18 protein-coding genes and 2 tRNA genes are annotated in these 24,545 nt (G+C 44.0%); 14 read left to right on the top strand and 6 right to left on the bottom strand.

The window, feature by feature from the left end; genetic code table 11:
• On the top strand, positions 1-3,232 hold a 3,232-nt coding region (locus JZY04_RS20105), incomplete at its 5' end, for a TonB-dependent receptor (protein ID WP_255584462.1).
• A 15-nt stretch (positions 3,233-3,247) separates the two neighbouring features.
• Complete coding sequence (locus JZY04_RS20100) at positions 3,248-5,299, top strand: RagB/SusD family nutrient uptake outer membrane protein (RefSeq protein WP_022012370.1); 2,052 nt, start codon at positions 3,248-3,250, stop codon at positions 5,297-5,299.
• Between the two features lie 254 nt (positions 5,300-5,553).
• Here JZY04_RS20100 and guaA read toward each other — a convergent pair whose 3' ends face one another.
• Both guaA and mscL read right to left on the bottom strand, forming a co-directional pair.
• Positions 5,554-7,077, bottom strand: coding sequence for a glutamine-hydrolyzing GMP synthase (gene guaA, locus JZY04_RS20095; RefSeq protein WP_101602667.1), 1,524 nt, complete (start codon positions 7,075-7,077; stop codon positions 5,554-5,556).
• 30 nt (positions 7,078-7,107) lie between these two features.
• Positions 7,108-7,548 carry a large-conductance mechanosensitive channel protein MscL gene (gene mscL / locus JZY04_RS20090; protein WP_005775701.1) on the bottom strand — a complete coding sequence of 147 codons (441 nt, stop codon included), beginning with the start codon at positions 7,546-7,548 and terminating at the stop codon, positions 7,108-7,110.
• A gap of 139 nt (positions 7,549-7,687) precedes the next feature.
• Here mscL and gap point away from each other — a divergent pair, with 139 nt between their 5' ends.
• The 7 genes from gap to JZY04_RS20055 all read left to right on the top strand — a co-directional run bounded on the left by gap (position 7,688) and on the right by JZY04_RS20055 (position 14,996).
• Positions 7,688-8,689, top strand: coding sequence for a type I glyceraldehyde-3-phosphate dehydrogenase (gene gap / locus JZY04_RS20085; RefSeq protein WP_005775699.1), 1,002 nt, complete (start codon positions 7,688-7,690; stop codon positions 8,687-8,689).
• Positions 8,690-8,934: 245 nt separating this feature from the next.
• Positions 8,935-10,992: a M3 family metallopeptidase gene (locus JZY04_RS20080; protein ID WP_122143648.1), complete on the top strand. Its 2,058-nt coding sequence runs from the start codon at positions 8,935-8,937 to the stop codon at positions 10,990-10,992.
• 6 nt (positions 10,993-10,998) lie between these two features.
• Complete coding sequence (locus JZY04_RS20075; RefSeq protein WP_005775696.1) at positions 10,999-11,496, top strand: DUF4847 domain-containing protein; 498 nt, start codon at positions 10,999-11,001, stop codon at positions 11,494-11,496.
• 11 nt (positions 11,497-11,507) lie between these two features.
• Positions 11,508-11,945 carry a dCMP deaminase family protein gene (locus tag JZY04_RS20070; RefSeq protein ID WP_005775695.1) on the top strand — a complete coding sequence of 146 codons (438 nt, stop codon included), beginning with the start codon at positions 11,508-11,510 and terminating at the stop codon, positions 11,943-11,945.
• 78 nt (positions 11,946-12,023) lie between these two features.
• Positions 12,024-13,751: a S41 family peptidase gene (locus JZY04_RS20065; protein WP_005810117.1), complete on the top strand. Its 1,728-nt coding sequence runs from the start codon at positions 12,024-12,026 to the stop codon at positions 13,749-13,751.
• Positions 13,681-14,211, top strand: coding sequence for a 5-formyltetrahydrofolate cyclo-ligase (locus JZY04_RS20060; protein WP_122143646.1), 531 nt, complete (start codon positions 13,681-13,683; stop codon positions 14,209-14,211). Before JZY04_RS20065 ends, JZY04_RS20060 begins: the two co-directional genes overlap by 71 nt.
• Complete coding sequence (locus tag JZY04_RS20055; protein WP_032542810.1) at positions 14,208-14,996, top strand: histidinol-phosphatase; 789 nt, start codon at positions 14,208-14,210, stop codon at positions 14,994-14,996. The genes JZY04_RS20060 and JZY04_RS20055 overlap by 4 nt, the downstream gene beginning before the upstream one ends.
• Positions 14,997-15,116: 120 nt before the next feature.
• Here JZY04_RS20055 and JZY04_RS20050 read toward each other — a convergent pair whose 3' ends face one another.
• The gene (locus tag JZY04_RS20050; RefSeq protein WP_005775689.1) at positions 15,117-15,407 is read right to left on the bottom strand and encodes a DciA family protein; all 291 of its coding nucleotides are present in this window, start codon (positions 15,405-15,407) and stop codon (positions 15,117-15,119) included.
• A complete protein-coding gene (locus tag JZY04_RS20045; RefSeq protein WP_005775688.1) occupies positions 15,404-16,516 on the bottom strand; it encodes a DNA replication/repair protein RecF in 1,113 nt (370 codons plus the stop codon). The genes JZY04_RS20050 and JZY04_RS20045 overlap by 4 nt, the downstream gene beginning before the upstream one ends.
• A gap of 160 nt (positions 16,517-16,676) precedes the next feature.
• Between JZY04_RS20045 and JZY04_RS20040 the strand changes: the two genes are divergently transcribed.
• The 5 genes from JZY04_RS20040 to JZY04_RS20020 all read left to right on the top strand — a co-directional run bounded on the left by JZY04_RS20040 (position 16,677) and on the right by JZY04_RS20020 (position 19,491).
• On the top strand, positions 16,677-17,360 hold the full coding sequence (locus JZY04_RS20040) for a tol-pal system YbgF family protein (protein WP_005775687.1): 684 nt from the start codon (positions 16,677-16,679) through the stop codon (positions 17,358-17,360).
• 85 nt (positions 17,361-17,445) lie between these two features.
• Positions 17,446-17,940, top strand: a complete 495-nt coding sequence (gene ribH, locus JZY04_RS20035; RefSeq protein WP_005775686.1) for a 6,7-dimethyl-8-ribityllumazine synthase — start codon at positions 17,446-17,448, stop codon at positions 17,938-17,940.
• 72 nt (positions 17,941-18,012) lie between these two features.
• Positions 18,013-18,095: transfer RNA gene (locus JZY04_RS20030), tRNA-Tyr, on the top strand.
• Between the two features lie 8 nt (positions 18,096-18,103).
• Positions 18,104-18,176, top strand: a tRNA-Gly gene (locus JZY04_RS20025).
• A gap of 64 nt (positions 18,177-18,240) precedes the next feature.
• Positions 18,241-19,491 carry a Gfo/Idh/MocA family protein gene (locus JZY04_RS20020; protein ID WP_122143645.1) on the top strand — a complete coding sequence of 417 codons (1,251 nt, stop codon included), beginning with the start codon at positions 18,241-18,243 and terminating at the stop codon, positions 19,489-19,491.
• Between the two features lie 82 nt (positions 19,492-19,573).
• Here JZY04_RS20020 and JZY04_RS20015 read toward each other — a convergent pair whose 3' ends face one another.
• Together JZY04_RS20015 and JZY04_RS20010 are read right to left on the bottom strand one after the other, a co-directional pair.
• On the bottom strand, positions 19,574-21,358 hold the full coding sequence (locus tag JZY04_RS20015; RefSeq protein WP_122143644.1) for a RagB/SusD family nutrient uptake outer membrane protein: 1,785 nt from the start codon (positions 21,356-21,358) through the stop codon (positions 19,574-19,576).
• Positions 21,359-21,376: 18 nt separating this feature from the next.
• Positions 21,377-24,545, bottom strand: a 3,169-nt coding sequence (locus JZY04_RS20010; protein ID WP_220577447.1) for a TonB-dependent receptor, incomplete at its 5' end; no start/stop codon positions are given.

Genomic DNA, 24,545 nt, shown 5'->3' with positions numbered 1-24,545 from the left:
CCGGTTTCGAGAAACAAATCGCCTGAAAATGGCAATCGCTGCTTCTATCATGCTATGGTGTGCAACACCGCAGCAAGCAGCAGCCAATACTTACGAAGAACACGGAATTGAAACTGTACAGCAAGCCAACACCAAAGTAAAAGGTACAATAGTGGACGAAACCGGAGAACCCATGATCGGCGTATCCGTTAAAGTCCTGGCAAACAATACAGGTACAATCACGGACATGAATGGACAATTCTCCATTAACGCCCCCAAAGGAAGCACAATTGAAATTTCATTTATCGGTTACAAAACCGTCACAGTGAAGGTAGACGGCTCTCCTATCAACATTACGATGAAAGAAGATTCACAACAGTTGGATGAAGTGGTCGTAGTGGGTTATGGCTCACAGAAAAAGGTCAATGTGACCGGTTCTGTCAGCATGGTGGACTCTAAAGTGATTGAGTCTCGTCCGGTACAAAACGTATCTCAAGCACTTCAAGGTGTAATCCCGGGATTAAACATGTCAGTGGGAAGCAGTGGTGGTACTCTGGACAGTAGCCTGAATATCAATATTCGCGGTGGTGGTACCATAGGCGAAGGTTCAAGTGGCAGTCCGTTAGTGCTGATTGACGGTATCGAAGGCGATATGAACACAGTAAATCCAAATGATATTGAAAATATTTCGGTATTGAAAGATGCTGCCTCCTCTTCTATTTATGGTGCACGTGCTTCGTTTGGTGTTATCATGATCACAACCAAAAGCGGTAAAGCCGGTAAAACCAGAGTCAACTACTCGGGTAATGTACGTTTCTCGGACGCGATCCAAGTACCCGAAATGGTAGACTCTTATACATTCGCACAATACTTTAACAGAGCAAGTACAAACGGTGGAGGTAATCCGGTGTTTAACGACGATGCCATGACCAGAATTAAAAACTACATCGATGGAAAATACACTGACCCGACACAACCCGAATACTACGGAACCGTAGCCGGAACCGATGGGAAGTGGCAAAATTACGGCGGTGCTTTTGCCAACACTGACTGGTTCTCCGAGTTTTACCGCGACTGGGTACCTTCTACAGAACATAACCTCAGCATCAGTGGAGGTACTGAGAAACTGACTTACATGATCAGTGGAAGTTTCCTTGACCAGACCGGCTTGCTGAAACATGGTGAAGACAAATTCAACCGTTACACCCTGAATGCAAAAATCTCGGCAAAGCTGACAGACTGGGTCACTTTGAATTATACCAGCAAATGGACACGTGAGGACTATCACCGCCCGACATACCTGACCGGTTTATTCTTCCACAATATTGCACGCCGCTGGCCGACTTGCCCGGTAATTGACCCGAATGGACATTACCAGCGTGACATGGAAATCGTTCAGCTGGAAGACGGAGGTAAACAGACAAGCCAGAAGAACTGGTATACCCAACAGTTACAGGCTGTTTTCGAACCGGTTAAAGACTGGCGCATCGTGGCAGAAGGAAGTATGCGCACATATATCCGCAAACAACATTGGGCTGTATTGCCTATTTATGCTTACGATGTAAACAACGAACCATATCTTCTTTCTTGGAACGGTGGTGCCGCAGGTTATTCGGAAGTGCAGGATTCACGTGAAGACGAAGACTACTTCTCTACCAACATCTATTCGGACTTCACCAAAACACTGGGCGACCATTACTTTAAAGTTATGGGTGGTTTCAATGCCGAACTTTATCGTCCAAGCGGCCTGACCGGTTTCGGTACAGATCTGATCAGTCCGGAAGTTCCCTCACTGGGATTGACTCAAGACAACAAAAAGGCCAGCGCATGGCAACGTGAAAGAGCTATCGCCGGTTTCTTCGGACGTGTCAACTATAGCTACAAAGAACGTTATATGCTGGAAGCTAACTTACGTTACGACGGTTCTTCCCGCTTTATCGGCGACAAACGCTGGGGACTCTTCCCTTCATTCTCTGCCGGATGGAACATTGCACGCGAAACATTTTTCGAACCGTTGACCAAAGTGGTCGGCACATTGAAACTGAGAGGTTCTTGGGGACAGCTCGGTAACAATAATACGAACAATACAGACGCATGGTATCCGTTCTATCAGAATATGCCAACCGGAACAGCCTCTTCAGGATGGTTGCTGGGTGGTAAAAAACAGAACACAGCAGGTCTTCCGGGCATCGTTAGCAGCTTGATGACATGGGAAACCATCGAATCATGGAACGTAGGTCTCGACTGGGGATTGTTCAATAACCGCTTGACCGGTTCGTTTGACTATTACAACCGTTACACTTACGACATGATCGGCCCGGCTCCTACACTGCCTTCTGTTTTGGGTGCCAGCGCTCCTGCCATCAACAACTGTGACATGAAGTCTTACGGATGGGAACTCGAACTCTCATGGAGAGACCGTGTTCAACAATTCAACTACGGTGTTCGTTTTGTACTGTCGGACAACATGCGTAAAATCCTGAAGTATCCGAATCCGACAATGTCTCTGGATAAACACTATGGCGGTAAGATTCTTGGAGATATCTGGGGATACGAAACAGTAGGAATCGCACAGAGCCAGGAAGAAATGGATAAGCATTTGGCAAATGGCGGTACACCGAACTGGGGAACAGCCTGGGGTGCAGGTGACATCATGTATGGCAATATCGACGGTAAAGATGGTGTTAACAACGGCTCAAACACACTGAACGACCACGGTGACCTGAAGGTAATCGGCAATAATACTCCGCGCTACAACTTTGGTTTAACACTGGACGGATCCTGGAAAGGCCTCGACTTCTCTATCTTCCTGCAAGGGGTAATGAAAAGAGACTACTGGCTGGACGGCCCGTACTTCTGGGGAGCCAATGGCGGACAATGGCAATCTGCCGCCTTCACAGAGCACATGGATTACTGGCGCCCGGAAGGTGACCCTCTGGGAGCCAACACGGGAGCTTACTATCCGAAACCTTACTTCAACACCGACAAAAACCAGCGCACACAAAGCGGTTATCTGCAAAATGCTGCTTATTGCCGTCTGAAGAACATGCAAATCGGATATACTTTGCCGAAAACATGGACCAAGAAAGCCGCTATGGAGTCGGTACGTATCTATGTATCAGGAGACAATCTGCTGACGTTATCTGATATCAGTGGTGTATTCGACCCGGAATTGCTGGGTAGCGACTGGGGTGATGGAAAACTATATCCGTTGCAGAGAACTATTTCAATCGGTTTAAATGTTAACTTCTAATTCATCGAACGAACTATGGGACTAAAATTAAAACATATATACTTCTGCTCATTAATAGGAATGGGCGGATTGGCAATGACTTCGTGTGAAGACTTCCTGGATCGGGCACCACTCAGCCAAGTGACTCCGGAAGCCTACTTCACTACAGTGGACCAGGTAGGAAGCTATATCATTAATTACTATAATGACTATCTTGAAAACTCCAATGGTACCAAAATGTATCATCAGACAGCATGGAACTCGGGTGTACAACGCAATGATGCCAACACGGACAACCTGTTGGCTGATGAAAGTAACCTGAATTACTTTGCAGGCAACTGGCAAGTAAGTGAAGGTAAAACAATACAAACCCCGCTAAATCGTATTCGTACCTGGAACTATTTGCTTGAGCAAGTGTTACCTAAAGAAGAAGCCGGTACCATCCAAGGCTCTGCCGAAGAGTTGAGCCATTATATTGGCGAAGCTTATTTTTTCAGGGCACTGGCCTACTACAATGCTTTAGTGAAATTCGGAGATTATCCAATTATTGAAAAAGTATTGCCGGACCAGAACGAAGTATTGATTGAAAACAGCAAACGTGCACCCCGTAACGAGGTGGCCCGTTTTATTCTCAAAGATCTGGATACTGCTATCAGCCGCTTGAAAGATCAGGGTTTTAAAGACAATCAACGCATCAACAAACAGGTGGCTCAGTTATTTAAATCGAGAGTCGCTCTGTTTGAAGCCACTTTTGAAAAATATCACCAAGGGACAGGACGCGTACCGGGAGATACGGATTGGCCAGGTGCTAAGATGAGTTACAACAGTGGTAAAACCTTTAATATCGCAGGTGAAATAGACTTCTTCCTGACCGAAGCCATGAACGCTGCCGCAGCAGTAGCCGATCGGGGCACACTGACGGAAAATTCTCATGTGATGGGTCCTGAATACGGACAGATATATGACTGGAATCCATATTTCGAAATGTTCAGTACCCCCGATGCTTCCGGTTACAGCGAAGTGTTGTTGTGGAAACAATATATCAAATCATTGAGTGTTTCCCATTGCGTTCCGGCACGTTTGAAGAACGGTGACCGCACCGGACTCACTCGCGCACTTATCAATAGTTTCGTAATGAAGAACGGTTTACCTATCTATGCTTCCGGCTCAGGCTATCATGGAGACGTTACCATCTCAGAAGAAAAACAAGACCGCGACGAACGTCTACAATTGTTTGTATGGGGTGAAAAAGATGCGTTACTTACTGATACCAAGAATACGGCGGTGGCTGATACGGGTGTAGTGATCCACTTCGAAAAGCCAGGTATCATTTCGGAACAGGAACAGACTCGTGATGTAACAGGATATCGCCCACGCAAAGCCTATACATACGATGACGATCAGAGTAAGAGTGACGAATTGTTGGGAAGCAATGCTTGCATTATTTTCCGCGCGGCAGAAGCTAACCTGAATTACATGGAAGCCTGCTACGAAAAGACCGGTTCGCTGGATGCCAAAGCCCAAGGATACTGGAAAGCACTTCGCCGCCGTGCCGGCGTAGATGAAGATTACACCAAAACAATCGCCGCTACAGATCTGACACAGGAAAACGACCTGGCAGTCTACTCCGGTGACAAAATGATTGATGCAACTCTCTACAATATCCGTCGCGAACGCCGTTGTGAATTTATCGGTGAAGGTATGCGTTGGGATGATTTGAAAAGATGGCGTTCATGGGATCAGCTGCTTACAAAGCCTTACATCATTGAAGGTGTAAACTTCTGGGATGCCGCTTACAAGAACTATACAAAAACAGTAGACGGTAAAGAAGTTTCGGCTGTAGTTGCCGATGGTACAACAGAAGCTAATGTCTCGCAGAAAGAAGACAGCAAGTATTTACGCCCACTTCGCAGAACGAAAACAAACAACCAGTTGTATGACGGTCTGACTTGGCGCAAAGCATACTATCTGGATCCGATCGGTTTACAAGACATGCAACTGACAGCTACCAATCCGGAAGACATCAATACTACGGTAATGTATCAGAACCCGTATTGGCCGATGGCTGCCGGCAAAGCACTGGAGTAAAAGTTTTCCAATAGGAACGAAGTATAATAATATAGAATTTTACTAAGTATTGATTTTTAGTATAATAATAAGATGTTGCGGTAAGAGATTTATAGCAACTACATAAGGTTTAAAAAAGGAAAAAAAGGGAAGGGAGGTCCGTGAGGATGTCCCTTTTCTGTTAAATCATAATCGCATTGTACGTACATCAAAAAAGGAAAGCCGCCCGAATTTCTCCGAACGGCTGTCTTTTATATATACCATCTTCAAACGGCTTATTCCCATTCAATCGTTGCAGGTGGTTTTGAACTGATATCGTAGGTTACACGGTTTACACCTTTTACCTTATTTATAATATCATTTGACACTTTACCGAGGAATTCATAAGGCAAATGCGCCCAGTCGGCTGTCATGGCATCTGTTGAAGTCACAGCACGCAAAGCTACTGCACGCTCGTATGTACGTTCGTCTCCCATTACTCCTACAGACTGAACCGGAAGCAAGATAACACCTGCCTGCCATACCTGATCGTATAATCCCCAATCGCGTAAACCTTGAATGAAAATATCGTCAGCATCCTGCAAGATACGCACCTTTTCGGGAGTAATATCACCCAAAATACGAACCGCAAGTCCCGGCCCCGGGAAAGGATGACGGGTAATCAAGTGCTCGGGCATACCTAACTCACGACCTACACGACGAACTTCATCTTTGAACAGCAAACGCAGCGGTTCACAAAGTTTCAGGTTCATCTTTTCAGGAAGTCCACCCACATTGTGGTGACTCTTGATAACAGTACCGGTGATGGAAAGAGACTCGATACAATCCGGATAGATAGTACCCTGAGCCAACCATTTCACATCTTTCAATTTATGTGCCTCTTCATCGAATACATCGATAAAGCCTTTACCTATAATTTTACGTTTGCGTTCGGGCTCGGTTACACCTTCCAGTTCTGAGAAGAACTTACGGCTGGCATCTACACCGATCACATTCAGTCCGAGGCATTCGTAATCATGCATTACATTCTTGAATTCATCTTTGCGGAGCATACCGTGGTCAACGAAAATACAAGTCAGATTCTTACCGATGGCCCTGTTGAGCAGCACAGCGGCTACTGAAGAATCAACTCCTCCGCTTAAACCTAATACTACCTTGTCATTGCCCAACTGAGCCTTCAATTCGGCAACTGTACTTTCAATGAACGATGCCGGGCTCCAGTCCTGCTTGCATCCACATACATCGACAACGAAATTACGAAGCATCTGTGTACCGTCCTCACTGTGGAAAACTTCCGGATGGAACTGTACGCCCCATACTTGTTCACCTTCCACCTGATAAGCGGCAATAGCCACTTTGTCTGTAGACGCAATCGTTTTAAAATTCTCAGGAACAGCAGTAATGGTATCACCGTGGCTCATCCATACCTGCGTACCCTCTCTCACACCTTTGAACAACACATTGTCCTTGCAGAAAGAAGTCAGGTGAGCACGTCCATACTCACGGGTACCTGCCGGTTCTACTTTGCCACCATTGGTATACGCCATAAACTGTGCACCATAGCAGATGCCCAGAATGGGGTATTTACCTCTGATTTCGCTCAAATCAACCTTGAACGCACTCTCGTCATACACGGAGAAGGGGCTTCCCGACAGAATCACTCCCTTGACAGTTTCGTCGTCTTTGGGGAACTTGTTATAGGGGACAATCTCGCAATACGTATCCAACTCGCGCACCCGGCGACCGATAAGCTGCGTGGTCTGTGAACCGAAATCAAGTATTATAATTTTCTCTTGCATATATAGATATGTTATGAATTTGGCGCAAAATTACTGCTTTTCTTTCAATAAATCACGTATTTCAGTCAACAATATCTCTTCTTTTGTGGGTGCGGGCGGTGCAGCAGGAGCAGCAGGCGCCTCAGCTTTCTTCTGGGTCAGCTTTGTAATCAGTTTAATAAATAAGAATATAGAAAAAGCGATAATAAGAAAATCGAAAGTTGCTTGCAGAAAGTTACCATAATTCAAGGTAACAGCAGCCGCAGTTTCTTTCCCATCGGCTCCGTACTGCGCAGCTTTCATTACCCATTTCAAGTCCGTAAAGTTCACTCCCCCAATGAGTAACCCCAGGGGGGGCATAATGATATCGGCTACAACCGACGAAACGATTTTGCCAAAGGCACCACCAATAATCACACCGACAGCCATATCCACCACATTCCCTTTCATGGCGAAAGCTTTAAAGTCTTGTAAAAAAGTACTTTTTCCCATCTTTTTTTATATTTAATATGAATTTAATATGCGAATATAAAAACATTTTCTTACTTTTGCACCGCATTCTAATGAAACAAATGCGAATTTAGAAAAGTATTTGAACAAATATTATAAAACCCTTAAAAGTTTAAACAAAATGATTAAAGTAGGTATTAACGGTTTTGGCCGTATCGGACGTATGGTATTCCGTGCAGCAGTTAAGAACTTTGGTAACGACATTCAGATCGTAGGTATTAACGACTTGTTGGATGCTGAATACTTGGCATACATGCTGAAATATGATTCAGTACACGGTCGTTTTGAAGGCGAAGTTGCTGTAGAAGACGGTGCTCTGATTGTAAACGGAAACAAAATCCGTCTGACTGCAGAGATGGATCCTGCTAACTTGAAATGGAACGAAGTTGATGCTGACGTTGTAGTTGAATCAACTGGTTTCTTCCTGACTGACGAAACAGCTCGCAAACATATCCAGGCTGGTGCTAAGAAAGTTATCATGTCTGCTCCTTCTAAAGACTCTACTCCTATGTTCGTATATGGTGTAAACCACACTTCATACGCTGGACAGGACATTATCTCTAACGCTTCTTGTACTACTAACTGCTTGGCTCCTATCGCTAAAGTATTGAACGACAAGTTCGGTATCGTTAAAGGTTTGATGACTACAGTTCACGCTGCTACTGCTACTCAGAAAACAGTAGACGGTCCTTCTAAGAAAGACTGGAGAGGTGGCCGTGGTATCCTGGAAAACATCATCCCGTCTTCTACAGGTGCTGCTAAAGCTGTAGGTAAAGTATTGCCGGTATTGAACGGTAAACTGACTGGTATGGCATTCCGCGTTCCGACTTCTGACGTTTCTGTAGTTGACCTGACAGTTGTTTTGGAAAAAGCTGCTACAATGGAAGAAATCAACGCTGCTATGAAGGAAGCTTCTGAAGGCGAATTGAAGGGTATCCTGGGCTACACTGAAGATGCAGTTGTTTCAACTGACTTCCGTGGTTGCGCTAACACTTCAATCTACGACTCTAAAGCAGGTATCTCTTTGGATTCTAACTTCGCTAAAGTTGTTTCTTGGTATGACAACGAATGGGGTTACTCAAACAAAGTTTGTGAAATGGCTCGCGTTATCGCTGCTAAATAATCAAGCTAAGATACAATATATGGAAAGCTGTTTCGGGAAACCGGAACAGCTTTTTTATTTTACAGCTCACCCTAAAAGACGTACGAAGACACGGAATGCTTATTTTACAGTTCTGCACTTCTCTCTGTCTCCCATAGCAAAAACTACAATGAAACACGTTAAATAAGAAGAAAACTATACGGAAGTCTGTGATACTCTGTGGTGAAATTTGTAATTTTGTAAATGTAACATTGATATTACTTGATATGACAAATATAGCAAATGCACAAAATCCATTCTTCGAGAAATATACAACTCCGCATGGAACCGTTCCTTTTGATAAAATAAAAACAGAACATTATGAACCGGCCATTCGCGAAGGTATCAGCCGTCAGGCAGCAGAAATAGATGCCATCGTCAACAATCCGGAAACTCCCACATTTGCTAACACCATTCTGGCCTACGAACAGTCCGGAGAATTACTCGACCGGGTAACAACCGTATTCGGCAATTTACGCAGTGCCGAAACTAATGATGACTTGCAGCAGATTGCCCAGGAAATGATGCCGCTGCTAAGTGAGCACAGCAATAACATCAGCCTGAACGAGGCACTGTTTGAACGCATCAAAGCTGTATACCTGCAGAAAGATTCTTTAGGACTGACCCCGGAACAAATGAAACTTCTGGAAAATGCCTATGACGGATTCATTCGTCGCGGAGCCAACCTACAAGGCGAAGCCAAAGAAAAATACCGTGAATTAACCAGAGATCTGAGCAAACTAACGTTGGACTTCAGCGAAAACAACCTGAAAGAGACCAATAACTATCAGCTGGCACTGACAGACAAGAGCCAACTGGACGGTCTGCCTGAAAGTGCTATAGAAGCCGCAGCCGAAACAGCACGGGAAAAAGGAGTGAATGGATGGGTATTCACACTGCATGCCCCCAGTTACATTCCCTTTATGACGTATGCCGACAACCGCGATTTACGCCGCGAACTCTATATGGCCTACAATACGAAGTGTACGCACAATAATGAATATAACAACCTGGAAATTGTAAAAAGGATAGTCAATATCCATATGGAAATCGCACAATTACTGGGTTATGACAATTATGCAGAGTATACACTGAAGAAACGCATGGCCGAAACCAGCGATGCTGTATATACCCTTCTCAACCAACTGCTGGATGCTTATACTCCCACAGCACGCAAAGAATATGAAGCAGTACAGGAGTTAGCCCGCAAAGAGCAGGGAGACGATTTTGAGATAATGCCCTGGGATTGGAGCTACTACTCCAACAAGCTGAAGGATCAGCAATTCAACATCAACGAAGAGATGCTTCGTCCCTACTTCGAACTGAACAAAGTGAAAGCGGGAGTCTTCGGATTAGCCACTCGATTATACGGAATCACATTCCACAAGAACCCCGATATTCCGGTATATCATAAGGATGTGGACGCTTATGAAGTAATGGACAAAGACGGTAATTTCCTTGCTGTGCTCTATACGGATTTTCACCCGCGTGAAGGTAAACGCTCCGGTGCCTGGATGACAGAATTCAAAGGCCAATGGATAGAAAGCACAGGCGAGAACAGTCGCCCGCACGTATCGGTAGTGATGAACTTCACCAAGCCGACAGAAAGCAAACCGGCTTTGTTGACTTATGACGAAGTAGAAACTTTCCTTCACGAGTTTGGACACGCTTTGCATGGAATGTTTGCCAACTCAACTTACCAAAGCCTAAGCGGGACGAATGTTTACTGGGATTTCGTAGAACTCCCCTCACAGATTATGGAAAACTTCGGCATCGAGAAAGAGTTTCTTCATACCTTTGCCAGCCATTATCAGACAGGAGAGCCTTTGCCCGACGAATTAATCCGGAGACTGGTAGATGCCTCTAACTTTAATGTAGCGTATGCCTGCCTCCGCCAAGTCAGCTTCGGTCTGCTGGACATGGCATGGTATACCCGCAACACTCCATTCGACGGAGACGTAAAAGAGTACGAACGCCAGGCATGGTCCAAAACACAGATACTGCCTATAGTACCGGAAACTTGTATGAGCACTCAGTTCTCACACATATTTGCCGGAGGATATTCGGCCGGATACTATAGCTACAAATGGGCGGAGGTTTTGGATGCGGATGCGTTCTCTCTGTTCAAGCAAAAAGGAATCTTCAACAAAGACGTAGCTGACTCCTTCCGAAGTAACATCTTGTCGAAAGGAGGAACAGAACACCCGATGGTACTATATAAACGTTTCCGGGGACAAGAACCTACCATCGATGCATTACTTATCAGAAACGGAATAAAAAAATAGAAAGATATGAAATATAAATACTTATTATTACTACTTTTGATGCTCCCTTTTGTATGCGGATGCAATGATTCGGACGATGTGAATGGTATCTTTACCGGAAAAGTATGGAAACTGACGTACATAACCAAAAAGAATGATCATAAACCTTATGATTTCTGGGGTGACAAAGATAAATACGAGCAGTCCATCAAGAATTATATCAATAAGGAGGGTGCATACACCATCAAGTTTGAGGGAGAAAACATAGACAATGTCATCAGCGGAAAATTTAACGGAACGCTTCTGACACATACCTATACAGGAACCTGGAGCGCCAACGGTGAAAGCAATGCCTTCTCCGCCTCAGTAAAAGGTTCTGAAAGTGATCCGTTAGGATTCAGCAACAAGTTTGTCGAAGGGCTCAACAGAGCTACTTCGTATAAAGGAAATTACGATAACCTTTTCATCTATTACAAGGATGAGGGAGGCAGGGACTTATGTCTTGTATTTCATGTTGATAAATAATATAGCAGCGAATGGACACAGCAAACAGAAAACAATCAGATTTAGACAAACGTTATATCCGAATGGCTGCCATCTGGTCGGAAAATTCTTATTGTCAGCGCCGTAAGGTTGGAGCGCTGATTGTCAAAGATAAGATGATTATCTCGGACGGATACAATGGGACGCCATCGGGCTTTGAGAATATTTGTGAAGATGATAATAATGTGACTAAACCCTATGTCCTGCATGCCGAGGCCAATGCCATCACCAAAATAGCACGCTCCAACAACAGCAGTGACGGAGCTACGATGTATGTTACAGCTTCGCCTTGCATCGAATGTGCTAAACTCATTATACAGGCAGGCATCAAACGAGTGGTATACTCCGAGCACTACCGCCTGGAAGACGGAATAGAATTGCTGAAACGTGCAGGTATCGAAGTCGTTTTCGTCGATACAAGTGAAAAATGAAACAACATACATAAACAACTGACTACAACACAGCTCTACCCTGCAGTTTGTCGTCTGTAGCCAATAATGATTAAAGATATGAGTACAAAGAACTCTTCACGATTTACCCCTGTCATCATTGCTATCAGTGTGGTAATCGGAATTCTGATAGGTACATTTTATGCCAAGCACTTTGCCGGTAACCGGCTCGGCATTATCAACGGATCTTCAAACAAGTTGAATGCCCTGCTACGCATTGTCGACGACCAGTACGTGGACACTGTCAACATGACCGACCTCGTGGAGAAGGCAATGCCACAGATTCTGGCAGAGCTGGATCCCCACTCCACCTACATCCCGGCACAAAATCTGGAAGAAGTGACATCGGAACTGGAAGGCAGCTTCAGCGGTATCGGTATCCAGTTCACCATCCAGGACGACACCATACACGTGAACAGCGTTATTCAGGGAGGTCCTTCGGAAAAAGTAGGACTGATGGCAGGTGACCGCATCGTAATGGTGGACGACAGTTTATTCGTAGGGAAGAAAGTGACCAATGAACGTGCCATGCGCACTCTGAAAGGCCCGAAGGGTACTCAAGTGAAACTGGGCGTGAAGCGCGCTACGGAGAAAGAACTGCTGAACTTCACCATCACACGTGGTGATATTCCGCAAAACACCATCGACGCAGCTTATATGCTGACAGATGACTTCGGCTATATACAAGTCAGTAAATTCGGTCGTACCACACATGTGGAACTACTGAACGCCATTGCTCTCCTGAATCATAAGAACTGCAAAGGGCTGATTATCGACTTACGTGGTAACACAGGAGGCTATATGGAAGCCGCAGTTCGCATGGTCAACGAATTCTTACCCGAAGGTAAACTGATCGTATACACAGAAGGACGCAAATATCCTCGTGCCGACGAGTTTGCCAACGGAACAGGCAGCTGCCAGAAGATGCCTATCATCGTACTGATCGACGAAGGTTCGGCTTCAGCCAGCGAAATCTTTACCGGTGCTATCCAGGATAACGACCGCGGTATGGTTGTAGGACGCCGTTCGTTCGGCAAAGGTCTGGTACAGCAACCCATCGATTTCAGCGACGGCTCAGCTATCCGCCTGACCATTGCCCGCTACTATACTCCATCCGGACGCTGTATCCAACGTCCTTACCAGAATGGCAAAGACCGCAACTACGAAATGGATTGGCTGACGCGTTATGAACATGGAGAATACTTCTCGAAAGACAGTATCAAGCTCGACGAAAATCTGCGCTACTCTACAGCTCTGGGACGTCCGGTATACGGTGGTGGCGGTATCATGCCGGATGTATTCGTTCCACAAGATACAACGGGTGTTACTTCATATCTGACCGAGGTACTGAGTAAGGGACTTACCATTCAGTTCACGTTCCACTATACGGACAACAACCGCGATAAGCTGAAGAAATATGAAGATGAAGAATCATTGTTGAACTACCTGCGCCGCCAGGGACTGGTCGAACAGTTCATACGCTATGCTGACAGCAAAGGAGTCAAACGGAGAAATATTCTGATTCAGAAATCATATAAGTTACTGGAAAAGAGCATTTACGGTAATATCATCTACAATATGCTGGGAAAAGAAGCCTATATTCAATATCTCAACCAAAGCGATCAGACTGTGAAAAAGGCTGTCGAACTGCTTGAGAGCGGAGAAGCATTCCCCAAGGCTCCCGTCAGCGTAGAACCTCAAAAGGAGGAAAAGAAAGATGGAAAGAAAAAAACAACTGCGCAAGTGGATAGTACAGGAGAAGAAGAAATACTCCGACTCTACGCTTAAGGCATTGTCGGAGAAGGTGCTAACCACCCTTGAAGCATACCCTGAATTCCAAAAAGGGCATACCATACTGCTCTATCACTCAATGAAGGACGAAGTACAGACTCACGCCTTCATTGAGAAATGGAGCCGGTCAAAGAAAATTATACTTCCCGTAGTGATAGGTGACGAATTGGAACTACGTGTCTACACAGGACCTCAGGATCTTGCCATAAGTTCGTATGGCATTGCCGAACCGACAGGAACACGATTCACCGATTACCGGGCGATCGATCTGGCAGTCATTCCGGGTGTCGCTTTTGATCGGCACGGACATCGTTTAGGGCGCGGCAAAGGTTATTATGACCGTTTACTCCCTCAGATCGCGGCACCCAAAGCCGGAATTTGTTTCCCGTTTCAATTGATTGAAGAAGTTCCTGCAGAAGAATTTGACTTCCGCATGGATACCGTCATAGCGCAATGAAAACGAATTATCATACACATACCACTCGCTGTATGCATGCCGTAGGAGACGACGAAGACTATGTGCGTAGCGCTATCAAAGGTGGTTTTCAGGAACTGGGCTTCTCTGACCATAGTCCGTGGAAGTATCATACGGACTTTGTATCAGATATACGTATGCTGCCGGAGGAATTACCGGAATACGTAGAAAGTATCCGCGCCTTGAAAGAAAAATACCGCAACCGGATCAGTATCAGAATCGGATTGGAATGCGAATATTTTCCCGAATACACCCATTGGCTGAAAGAAATCATTAGAGAGTACCGGTTGGACTACATCCTTTTTGGGAACCATCATTACCACACCGACGAAAAGTTTCCATACTTCGGACACCACACTACCAACCGGGACATGCTCGACCTCTATGAGGAAAGCTCTATTGAAGGAATGGAGAGCGGACTATTCGCCTATCTGGCCCACCCCGACCTCTTTATGCGCTCCTATCCGGAATTCGATACACATTGTACCAGCATTAGCCGCCACATCTGCCGGGCTGCGGCACGACTGAACATCCCGTTGGAATACAATGTCGGTTATATGGCCACCAATGAAGCCCGGGGAATAATGACCTATCCCTGTCCACAGTTTTGGCACATTGCGGCCAATGAAGGATGTACGGCCATCATCGGACTGGATGCACACAACAATCTCGATTTAGAAAATCCGGTCTATTACGACCGGGCTTGCAAAGAGCTGAAAGAGTTGAAAATGCCGGTCATAGATACCATTCCATTCCTGGAATATTAAGCAAACAACGTTTCACTGAAACAGAGGCTTTATCCGCTCCGGACAGAAGCTCTGTTAACCAAGAACGAAGGCTCTGTTTGATACAAACAGAGCCTTCGTTCTTGGTAGAGATAACGGCTGTCAGCGAAAAATAATATTAGTAATCACCGTAGCACCGACTTTCTGGTTAAGATTACGAACCAGCAGTTCCCTTCCCATCATCAACTCCTGACGAAGGGCAGCAGAAGTCAAATGCACATATAATACTTGATTACGAATATATAAATCTCTTGTATACGACATTATGGTAGGTCCCAACACTGTTTCCCACGAATCCAGCAAACGCTGTTCGTTCAGTGGAGATTCCAGACTCTCTTGACGTAGATATTTCTGAATCAGTTTGCCAATAGGCTCCGCATCATTCCGTTTCATTGGTCTTTTTCCTCCATTTCATTAATTGCCCCGTTTTCTACACGGAACATTTTATAATCACTGCCTACCTTATATAATATACGATCCAAATGCTCACGATTTGTATCCGTTATAAAAATCTGCCCGAAATTGTCACCCGCTACCAACTTCACGATTTGTTCTACGCGCGAAGCATCCAGCTTGTCGAAAATATCATCCAACAGCAACAAAGGCACCGTGCTTCCCGTACGTTTCAGAAAATCAAACTGGGCAAGCTTCAACGCTACCAGATAAGTCTTGTTCTGCCCCTGTGAACCTTCCCTTTTAATGGGAAAGTCACCCAGTAACATATTCAACTCGTCCTTATGTATCCCCCGGAGTGAATATCCCATAATCTTATCCCGTACCCGACTCTCCTTCAAGACTTCAAGCAGAGAAGCCCCCCTTGCATGTGACTCGTAAGTCAGCCCTACCTGCTCCTTATCCTGCGAGATATACGAATAGAATGACTGGAATATAGGGATAAACTCACTGATGAATGCCTCCCGCTTCCGGAACACCACCTCACCGGCCTGTGCCATCATTTCCTCCCAAACCAAAAACAATTCTTCTTCCACCGGCTGTTCACTCTTCAGCAGCGTATTTCGTTGCACCAATGCTTTATTGTAACGGATCAAAGCATCCAGATACTCTTTGTCATACTGTGAAATAACCACATCCATAAACCGGCGCCGCTCGTCACTACCACCGGCTATCAATTCAGAATCGGCCGGCGAAACCATTACCAAGGGAATAAATCCGATGTGATCCGACAAACGGGAATATTCTTTCTTATTGCGTTTGAATTGTTTTTTCGACCTGCGCTTCATTCCACAATAAATCTCCTCAGGCGTTCCGTCCATCGCCTCGTAGAACCCCTGAATCACAAAAAAGTCCTGTTCGTGACGAATATTCTGCGAATCAATCGGATTTCCGGCACTTTTACAAAAAGACAGAAAGTAGACAGCATCGAGCAGGTTGGTTTTTCCCATCCCGTTCTGTCCGAAAAAGCAGTTCAACTTAGCCGAAAAATTCAGTTCCACCTGCTCCAGATTCTTATAATTCAGTATAGATATACGCTTCAGTATCATGTATGCACATTGAGTTTGGTTACAAAAGTAGAAAGATTTTCGGGGTTTTAGGCCGTAAAACAAAAAAAGATGCCTCTAAATTTCGTTTATATATATAAAAAAACTACTTTTGCTGACCAAAATATCCAGTTGAAAAAATAACAAAAAGAATCATATAAAAATGGCAGAACAAAAGAACCACAACAACGAACTGAATGTGGAAGATGCACTGACACAGTCGGAAGCATTTCTTGTTAAAAACAAAAAAGCAATCATTGGCGCCGTTGTAGCCGTAATCGTAATCGTAGCAGGCGTGATCCTCTACAAGAATTTCTATGCAGAACCCCGTGAAGAAAAAGCGCAGGCTGCTCTTTTCAAAAGCGAACAGTACTTTGAACAAAGTGCATACGAGCAGGCACTGAACGGTGATAGTATCGGTTCTATCGGTTTCCTGAAAGTAGCCGATCAATTCAGCGGAACCAAAGCAGCCAACCTGGCAAAAGCTTACGCCGGCATCTGCTACCAGAATTTAGGTAAATATGACGAAGCAATCAAAGCACTCGACGGCTTCAGCGGAGACGACCAGATGGTGGCTCCTGCCATTCAGGGTGCCATTGGCAACTGCTACGCTCAGTTAGGCCAACTCGACAAAGCAGCTTCAACCCTTCTGAAAGCAGCAGACAATGCTGATAACAGCACTCTGAGCCCCATCTTCCTACTGCAAGCCGGAGAAATCCTGATGAAGCAAGGCAAAAACGATGATGCTGTAAAAGCCTTCACCAAGATCAAAGACAAATACTTCCAGTCTTATCAGGCTATGGACATCGATAAGTACATCGAGCAAGCCAAACTGCTGAAAAAATAATAACGGGGTATATACCTTATTATATAGAAAGCTACCCAAACGAACCTGGGTAGCTTTTTTTAAACCAACCAAAAACATATATATTATGGCAACAGCATATCATAACTTATCTGATTACGATTTTAATTCGGTTCCGAATGCAGAAGAAATGAAATTCGGTATCGTTGTTTCCGAATGGAACGCCCATATCACCGGCGCCCTGCTGGACGGAGCTGTGAAAACTTTAAAGAAACACGGAGCAAAGCAAGAAAATATTCTGGTGAAAACAGTACCGGGAAGTTTCGAACTAACTTTCGGCGCCAATCAAATGATGGAAAATTGCGATGTAGATGCAATTATTATCATTGGTTGCGTAATTAAAGGAGATACTCCACATTTTGATTATGTTTGCATGGGAGTGACACAAGGTGTCGCACAACTGAACGCAACTGGCGATATACCAGTTATTTACGGATTAATTACTACTAATACCATGGAGCAGGCTGAAGATAGAGCCGGCGGCAAACTGGGTAATAAAGGAGACGAATGTGCAATTACTGCAATAAAAATGATCGATTTTGTTTGGAGTTTAAATAAATAGTTGTATCTTTGCATCGCAATTGAGAAACAAACCTACTTAAGAGAAAGCAAAGGGACTCAAAAGCGAACAAAAGGGCAAATACCAGAGTGGCCAAATGGGGCAGACTGTAAATCTGCTGTCTTTCGACTTCGGTGGTTCGAATCCATCTTTGCCCACAAAAATTGCGGAAGTAGCTCAGTTGATAGAGCATTAGCCTTCCAAGCTGAGGGTCGCGGGTTTGAGCCCCGTCTTCCGCTCTAAAGAGAATCTGAGAAATTAGATTCTCTTTTTTTATATATAACCCTAACATCCTAACCACATATGAGAACTCCTTCACAAACACATGTGCTCGGACTGGCACATCCTCCCATCCCCATTGTGCGCCTTGCTTTCATTGGGCTTGGCAATAGAGGTGTATTGACTTTACAGCGTTATCTGCAAATCGAAGGAATCGAAATTAAAGCACTTTGCGAAATCAGGGAAGGTAACCTGACTAAAGCGCAGAAAATTCTCCGGGAAGCAGGCTATCCCCAGCCGGATGGTTATACCGGGGCGGATGGATGGAAACAAATGTGTGAACGGAATGATATTGACCTGGTGTTTATCTGTACCGATTGGCTGACACATACTCCCATGGCAGTTTATGCTATGGAACACGGTAAACACGTAGCCATCGAAGTTCCGGCAGCCATGACCGTAGAAGAATGCTGGAAGCTGGTAGATACAGCCGAGAAGACAAGACAACACTGTATGATGCTTGAAAACTGTTGCTACGATCCATTTGCATTGACCACACTGAATATGGCACAACAGGGTGTATTCGGAGAGATAACGCACGTAGAGGGAGCATACATACATGATCTGCGCTCTATCTACTTCGCCGACGAAAGTAAAGGAGGATTTCACAATCATTGGGGGAGGAAATATAGCATAGAGCATACCGGTAACCCCTATCCTACTCACGGCTTAGGCCCCATTTGCCAGGTACTGAATATTCACCGGGGCGACCGCATGAATTATCTCGTCTCATTATCGAGTCTGCAAGCCGGCATGACGTCGTACGCCCGTAAGACATTCGGAGAAAATTCTCCCGAAGCCCGTCAAAAGTATCGGTTGGGAGATATGAACACCACCTTGATTCACACAATGAAAGGCAAGAGTATCATGATTCAGTATAATGTCGTCACTCCACGCCCGTACAGCCGCCTCCATACAATCTGTGGTACGGAAGGCTTTGCCCAGAAGTATCCCGTTCCCTGCATCGCCCTTGAGCCCGACGCAAGTGCTCCTCTCGAAGGAAAAGCGCTTGCAGATATTATGGAACGCTACAAACACCCTTTTACAGCTACTTACGGTGCAGAAGCCCATCGGAGAAATCTGCCCAATGAAATGAATTATGTCATGGATTGCCGTTTGATTCATTGCCTGCGCAACGGGCTCCCATTGGATATGGATGTATACGATGCCGCCGAATGGTCATGCATCACAGAACTAAGCGAGCAATCGGTATTAAACGGTAGTATTCCTGTAGAAATACCGGATTTTACAAGAGGAGCATGGGAAAATAATTAAAACTATATAAAAACAAGAAAAGGGACCGGTTTTAAAATCGATCCCTTTTTTCAACCTTTAATTAAGAGATATCTGTGTTAAATTAATATCCCGGGTTCTGATCGCCAGCCAATAGCGGATTTAAGTCAATGGCTGTTTGCGGAATTGGTTTCAGACGCATACGAGAACTCCATTTCATTGTAAGTTCCGTATCACCGTCAGGAGTCATGATGGGTACATTGTTCATGTGCTCTTTCCAGTAATCGTCACTATAACGAGTCATATCATCACCGCGGAAGCCTTCACCAGCCAATTCAATACGACGTTCGTTCTGAATCAGTTTTAAACCTTCTTCTTTGCTCAAACCAGAAGGAACATCCGGCATACCACAACGGTCGCGCAACTGATTTAAAGCTGCTTCTGTTGCAGCATCATACCCAGTAGTCTGTGTATGCGCTTCAGCATAAATCAATAAAATTTCAGCATAACGGATACAAGGATAATCACCGGTTGCCTGTCCGTCGCCATTAGCATCATTTTCCAATGAAAGCATTTTGCGGAAGTTAAATCCGGTCTTTGATTCGTTATTACCATTCTTTATCCATTCATACACAAACTTATCGCCATAATTAGATTCATACCAACTCTTGAATGGCATCAAGATAGAAACATACATACGGCTATCACGGTTACGGAACTCCTGAATATATTTGTAATCTTTCAATGTTCCATTCTTTATCTTTTCCTGACAGAAAGCGATAAACTTAGCTTCTCCTTCGGGTTTTTGATAAGCATCCAAGTCTGCCTTAATCTCGTTGTACGCTTTAGCACGTTCTTCCGGAGTAGGCAACTGCGGTACACTGTGGCCATCAACTCCCCAATAAGCATCTACCAGATTCTGTGTCGGAGTTACAGAAGACCAACCACCCAACTGATTCGGACGCATACTTGTATAACGAGTCATATCTTGATAATCCCAACTGGAAGCAGCATATTGACGAGTCATAATGTATTCGGGATTATCCGGATTAGCATTTTCTGTATGCCACAAAGCTTCATAATTAAACATACCCTTAATGAATTCGTCTTTATCGATTCCTTTTTCTTCAAAATCAATATACAAACTCATTTCTTCTGCCTCTTTCTTCTGTGCTTCCGATAAAGAAGAAATCTTGAACAAAGAGAAACCTCCCTTATCCATCACTTCCTTGGCAGTAGTTTCTGCTAAAGCGTAGTCTCCAAAATACAGAGCCGCTCTTGCTTTCAATGACAAACAAGCATATTTTGTGATACGTCCCTTTTCATTCGGATAACCACCGGTATATTTCTCAGGCAATATTGCAGCAGCCTCAGTAAGTTCTTTCATAATAAAATCACGAATCACACTTACCTCGTCACGCGGAATATTAGGCGAGTTATAATCCAGCACCTCAGTAATCAAAGGCACTTTACCGAATGTCATAGTCATGCCCAGATAAGTCCATGCACGCATTGCACGCACCTCTGCCTTGAATCTTTCTCTTAAAGATTCATCCATCTCACAATTTCCGACTTTCTGCAAAAATAAATTCTCCTTACGGATTGTCTCAAAGTTCCAGCCTTCGTCATATAGAGGACTAAAACCATCTTGCTGGAATATCTTTGCGCTAGACTCGTGTGCATATTGGCAATATACATCATCCGAGTAAGCATCTCCGTAAACACCGATACCCGGAATTGCTGCAGAATAAATTGAGTTCAGATTATACCAAGCATCTTTTTCAGATGTCCAATATGTCTCGGCCGCAATATTAGCAGGCGGCTCCACTTCCAAGTCGCAACTACTAACACTTACACTAACTAAAGTGCAAAGGAATATACCCTTGAATAATTTATTTATAGTTTTCATCTTTTATAATCAATAATGTTAGAATGTTAGATTTACACCAAAAGCAATCGAAGACGTACCACGAGTATTAACGCCGCGTCCTGAAGCTGTTTCAGGGTCGAAATCTTCCATACGGTGGTCAGCACGAATAGTAAACGGATTCTCGGCCGCAACATAAAGCTTCAATGCCTCCAGGCTCAACTTCTGCAATACCGGCTTCTGGAAAGAATATCCGAAAGTTATATTCTTGATGCGGAAATAATCGGCATCGAACAACCAGTAGTCAGAGAAATATTGGTTATAAGTTGAATGTTTACTTGTACGGGGATAAATGCGCGGATAAGCTGCATTCGGATTAGGATTATCTACCGTCCATCTCTTCAAATGATATTTACGCGGGCTTGCATAATCCGAGAATGCCCAAGCATTTTCCATGCTGAAGTTTACTTTTGTACCGGTAACTCCCTGACCGAACATACTTAATTCAAATCCTTTATAACGGAGATTCAAATTCACACCATAAGTAATATCAGGTACATCACAACCAATATAAGTTCTATCCTTATCGGTAAGTTTACCATCACCGTCCAAATCTACATATTTAATATCACCAGCCTGAGGTACCAAACCATCAGTGATGTAATTACCAGCATCAATATCCTCCTGAGTCAACAAACCGTCAGAACGATATCCATAGAAGGTACCGATTGCATAACCAACCTTCTTAATCCACGGACTTTCAATAATCGGGTCATTAGCTCCCAGGTTGGTAACCTTATTCCAGTTCTTACTCATGTTAAAACCAACTGTATACGCAAAGTCACCCAGAGTTTTATTATGTGTAATGCTCAGTTCCAGACCTTTATTGCTTACCGTACCAATATTTTGTGAAACCTTGAAATCAGAGCCGATACCGATTTCTTTCGGACTCGGATATGACAACAGGATATCATCTGTCTTTTTGTTATAATAATCAGCTGTAAAGCTCAACAGGCCATTGAAAATATCAAAATCCACACCGATATCAGTGATAGTAACAGTTTCCCATCCCAAAGTCGGATTGGCTGGTTTAGATTCTACGATACCTGAAACAATGACATCCTCAAAGTTATAGTTACCCCCTTGTTGATAAGAAGAGAAATAATCATATTGACCTACGTTATTGATGTTACCCAACTGTCCCCAAGATGCACGCACCTTCAAGTTATTGATCCAGTTGATATCTTGCATGAATCCTTCCTGATTAATACGCCAACCTGCAGAGAATGAAGGGAAAACGCCCCAACGATTATCCTTATGGAAACGAGAAGAAGCATCAGCACGGATGTTGGCCTCCAATAAATAACGATCCATAAATGAATAATTTACACGACCAAAGTAAGACATCAACTTGTCTTCGTTACTTCCACCTTCAGCATAAGTATCATCCGGTGCGCTTGAACCACCATTCATGTCTGTCATACCATTAGTCGGGAATTTCAGACGATATGATTTTTGTTTCTGATATTTATAATGTTCATAAGATACACCAGCCAAAACATTCACATTATGCTTTTCGTTACTCCAAACGTAATTGGCCAATGCATTATAAGTAAGGCGACTGTTTTCTTCCCAGCTGTATTCCATCTTAGAGTTGGTTACATCTGTACCATTCAGCTCAGTACCGGTCTGAAAATCCTTAATTTTATTCTTATTTGCAGTATAAGTCTTAGATTTATAATCCCAGGCTTTATAAATCATTTCACCAGTCAATACCAATCCTTTTACAGGTTTAATATCTAAGGCCAGATTTATCAAAGTATTTTCAGTCTTGCTGTTCGACCATCCTCCTTCTTCCAAACGGCGTAAAGGGTTACGTTCCATGTTTACTGTTGCAGCAGGCTTTCCACCTTCATAACTACCCCATTCACCGTTACTATGGCGAGCAACATAAGTTGACGGGATTGTCAGCAAGTGTGTATAAATAACCCCTCCCTTGTCGTTATCAGAAGTACTTTGGATATAATTGATATTAGAACGCATTGTCAACCAAGACTTAATATCCGAAGAAATGTTGGTAGTCAAGTTATAACGTTCACTTTTTGCACCAGGAGTAAATTTATCATCATACATATATCCTAATGAAGTGAAATACTTCACTTTATTACCACCACTAAAGCTTACAGAATGTTTCGTCATGACAGCTTCATCCTTCAATACTAAATCATACCAATTCGTATTCGGGTACATATCCGGATTAGAACCATCACGGAACATTTGTATCTCCTTATCAGTATAAGGAAGCGTGCTTGTATTCGGGTTTTCATTCAGAGCAGCTTCATTGCTCAAGCGTGCGTACCATTCAGAACTCAATACATCGGGTGTATAAGTTGCCATCTTCACTGCAACCGAACCATCGTAACTGATCTTCAAATCACCTTCTTTACCACCTTTTGTTTTTACCAATACAACGCCATAAGCTGCACGAGAACCGTAAATTGCAGAAGATGCCGCATCTTTCAGAAACGAAATACTTTCTATCGAATTCGGATCAAGGCTTGAAAAGAAAGAAGCATCAGCAATTGCACCGTCAATAACAAACAAAGGAGAAGAAGTTCCCAAGTTACCGCGACCACGCATATTGATTGATGGAGTAGATCCCGGACGAGATATGATGGTTACTCCCGGAACCTGTCCTTGTACAGAAGCCAATACGTCTGTATTTACACGTTCTTTCAATTCATCTGCTCCAACAGAAGATACTGCACCTGTCAGGTTGACCTTTTTCTGAGTACCATAACCAACAACTACAACTTCATCCAAAGTTTTTGTATCTTCCTTCATTATGACATTGTAATTGTTAACTCCCGGCTTAAGTACGATGGTCTGAGGTACGTAACCGATATAAGTAATCTGAAGCTCCTTACCGGCAGTATTCAGGGTAAATTCACCGTCAATATTAGTAATGGTACCATTAGAGGTAGTACCTTTTTCTACTACAGATGCTCCGATGATGGCTTCACCCATTGCGTCTTTCACGACTCCGGTAATTTTTCTCTGTTTCTGCTGTTGAACAGCCTGCACATCCTTGGCAGCTGCAGTCACAGTAGATACTACGATCTGATTATCCACGATCTTATAAGTGTATCCCGAATTTTTAAATACTTCGTTCAGTACAGTTTCGATCGGGGCATCCGACACATTGATGGATACTTTCTTGTTCAGCTTT

The sequence above is a fragment of the Bacteroides sp. 11BF genome (assembly GCF_019633765.1).
Classification (GTDB): domain Bacteria; phylum Bacteroidota; class Bacteroidia; order Bacteroidales; family Bacteroidaceae; genus Bacteroides; species Bacteroides hominis.
The sequence above is the reverse complement of the archived record's forward strand: the minus strand, read 5'-3'. Positions and strand labels throughout refer to the sequence as shown.

Excerpts from the sequence above, each read along its gene's own strand:
- JZY04_RS20055 (WP_032542810.1), top strand. The coding sequence starts at position 14,208 with ATGAAAACGAATTATCATACACATACCACTCGCTGTATGCATGCCGTA.
- JZY04_RS20075 (WP_005775696.1), top strand. The coding sequence starts at position 10,999 with ATGAAATATAAATACTTATTATTACTACTTTTGATGCTCCCTTTTGTA.
- mscL (WP_005775701.1), bottom strand. The coding sequence starts at position 7,548 with ATGGGAAAAAGTACTTTTTTACAAGACTTTAAAGCTTTCGCCATGAAA.
- JZY04_RS20045 (WP_005775688.1), bottom strand. The coding sequence starts at position 16,516 with ATGATACTGAAGCGTATATCTATACTGAATTATAAGAATCTGGAGCAG.
- guaA (WP_101602667.1), bottom strand. The coding sequence starts at position 7,077 with ATGCAAGAGAAAATTATAATACTTGATTTCGGTTCACAGACCACGCAG.
- JZY04_RS20065 (WP_005810117.1), top strand. The coding sequence starts at position 12,024 with ATGAGTACAAAGAACTCTTCACGATTTACCCCTGTCATCATTGCTATC.
- JZY04_RS20060 (WP_122143646.1), top strand. The coding sequence starts at position 13,681 with ATGGAAAGAAAAAAACAACTGCGCAAGTGGATAGTACAGGAGAAGAAG.
- JZY04_RS20040 (WP_005775687.1), top strand. The coding sequence starts at position 16,677 with ATGGCAGAACAAAAGAACCACAACAACGAACTGAATGTGGAAGATGCA.
- ribH (WP_005775686.1), top strand. The coding sequence starts at position 17,446 with ATGGCAACAGCATATCATAACTTATCTGATTACGATTTTAATTCGGTT.
- JZY04_RS20080 (WP_122143648.1), top strand. The coding sequence starts at position 8,935 with ATGACAAATATAGCAAATGCACAAAATCCATTCTTCGAGAAATATACA.
- JZY04_RS20070 (WP_005775695.1), top strand. The coding sequence starts at position 11,508 with ATGGACACAGCAAACAGAAAACAATCAGATTTAGACAAACGTTATATC.
- JZY04_RS20015 (WP_122143644.1), bottom strand. The coding sequence starts at position 21,358 with ATGAAAACTATAAATAAATTATTCAAGGGTATATTCCTTTGCACTTTA.
- JZY04_RS20100 (WP_022012370.1), top strand. The coding sequence starts at position 3,248 with ATGGGACTAAAATTAAAACATATATACTTCTGCTCATTAATAGGAATG.
- gap (WP_005775699.1), top strand. The coding sequence starts at position 7,688 with ATGATTAAAGTAGGTATTAACGGTTTTGGCCGTATCGGACGTATGGTA.
- JZY04_RS20020 (WP_122143645.1), top strand. The coding sequence starts at position 18,241 with ATGAGAACTCCTTCACAAACACATGTGCTCGGACTGGCACATCCTCCC.
- JZY04_RS20050 (WP_005775689.1), bottom strand. The coding sequence starts at position 15,407 with ATGAAACGGAATGATGCGGAGCCTATTGGCAAACTGATTCAGAAATAT.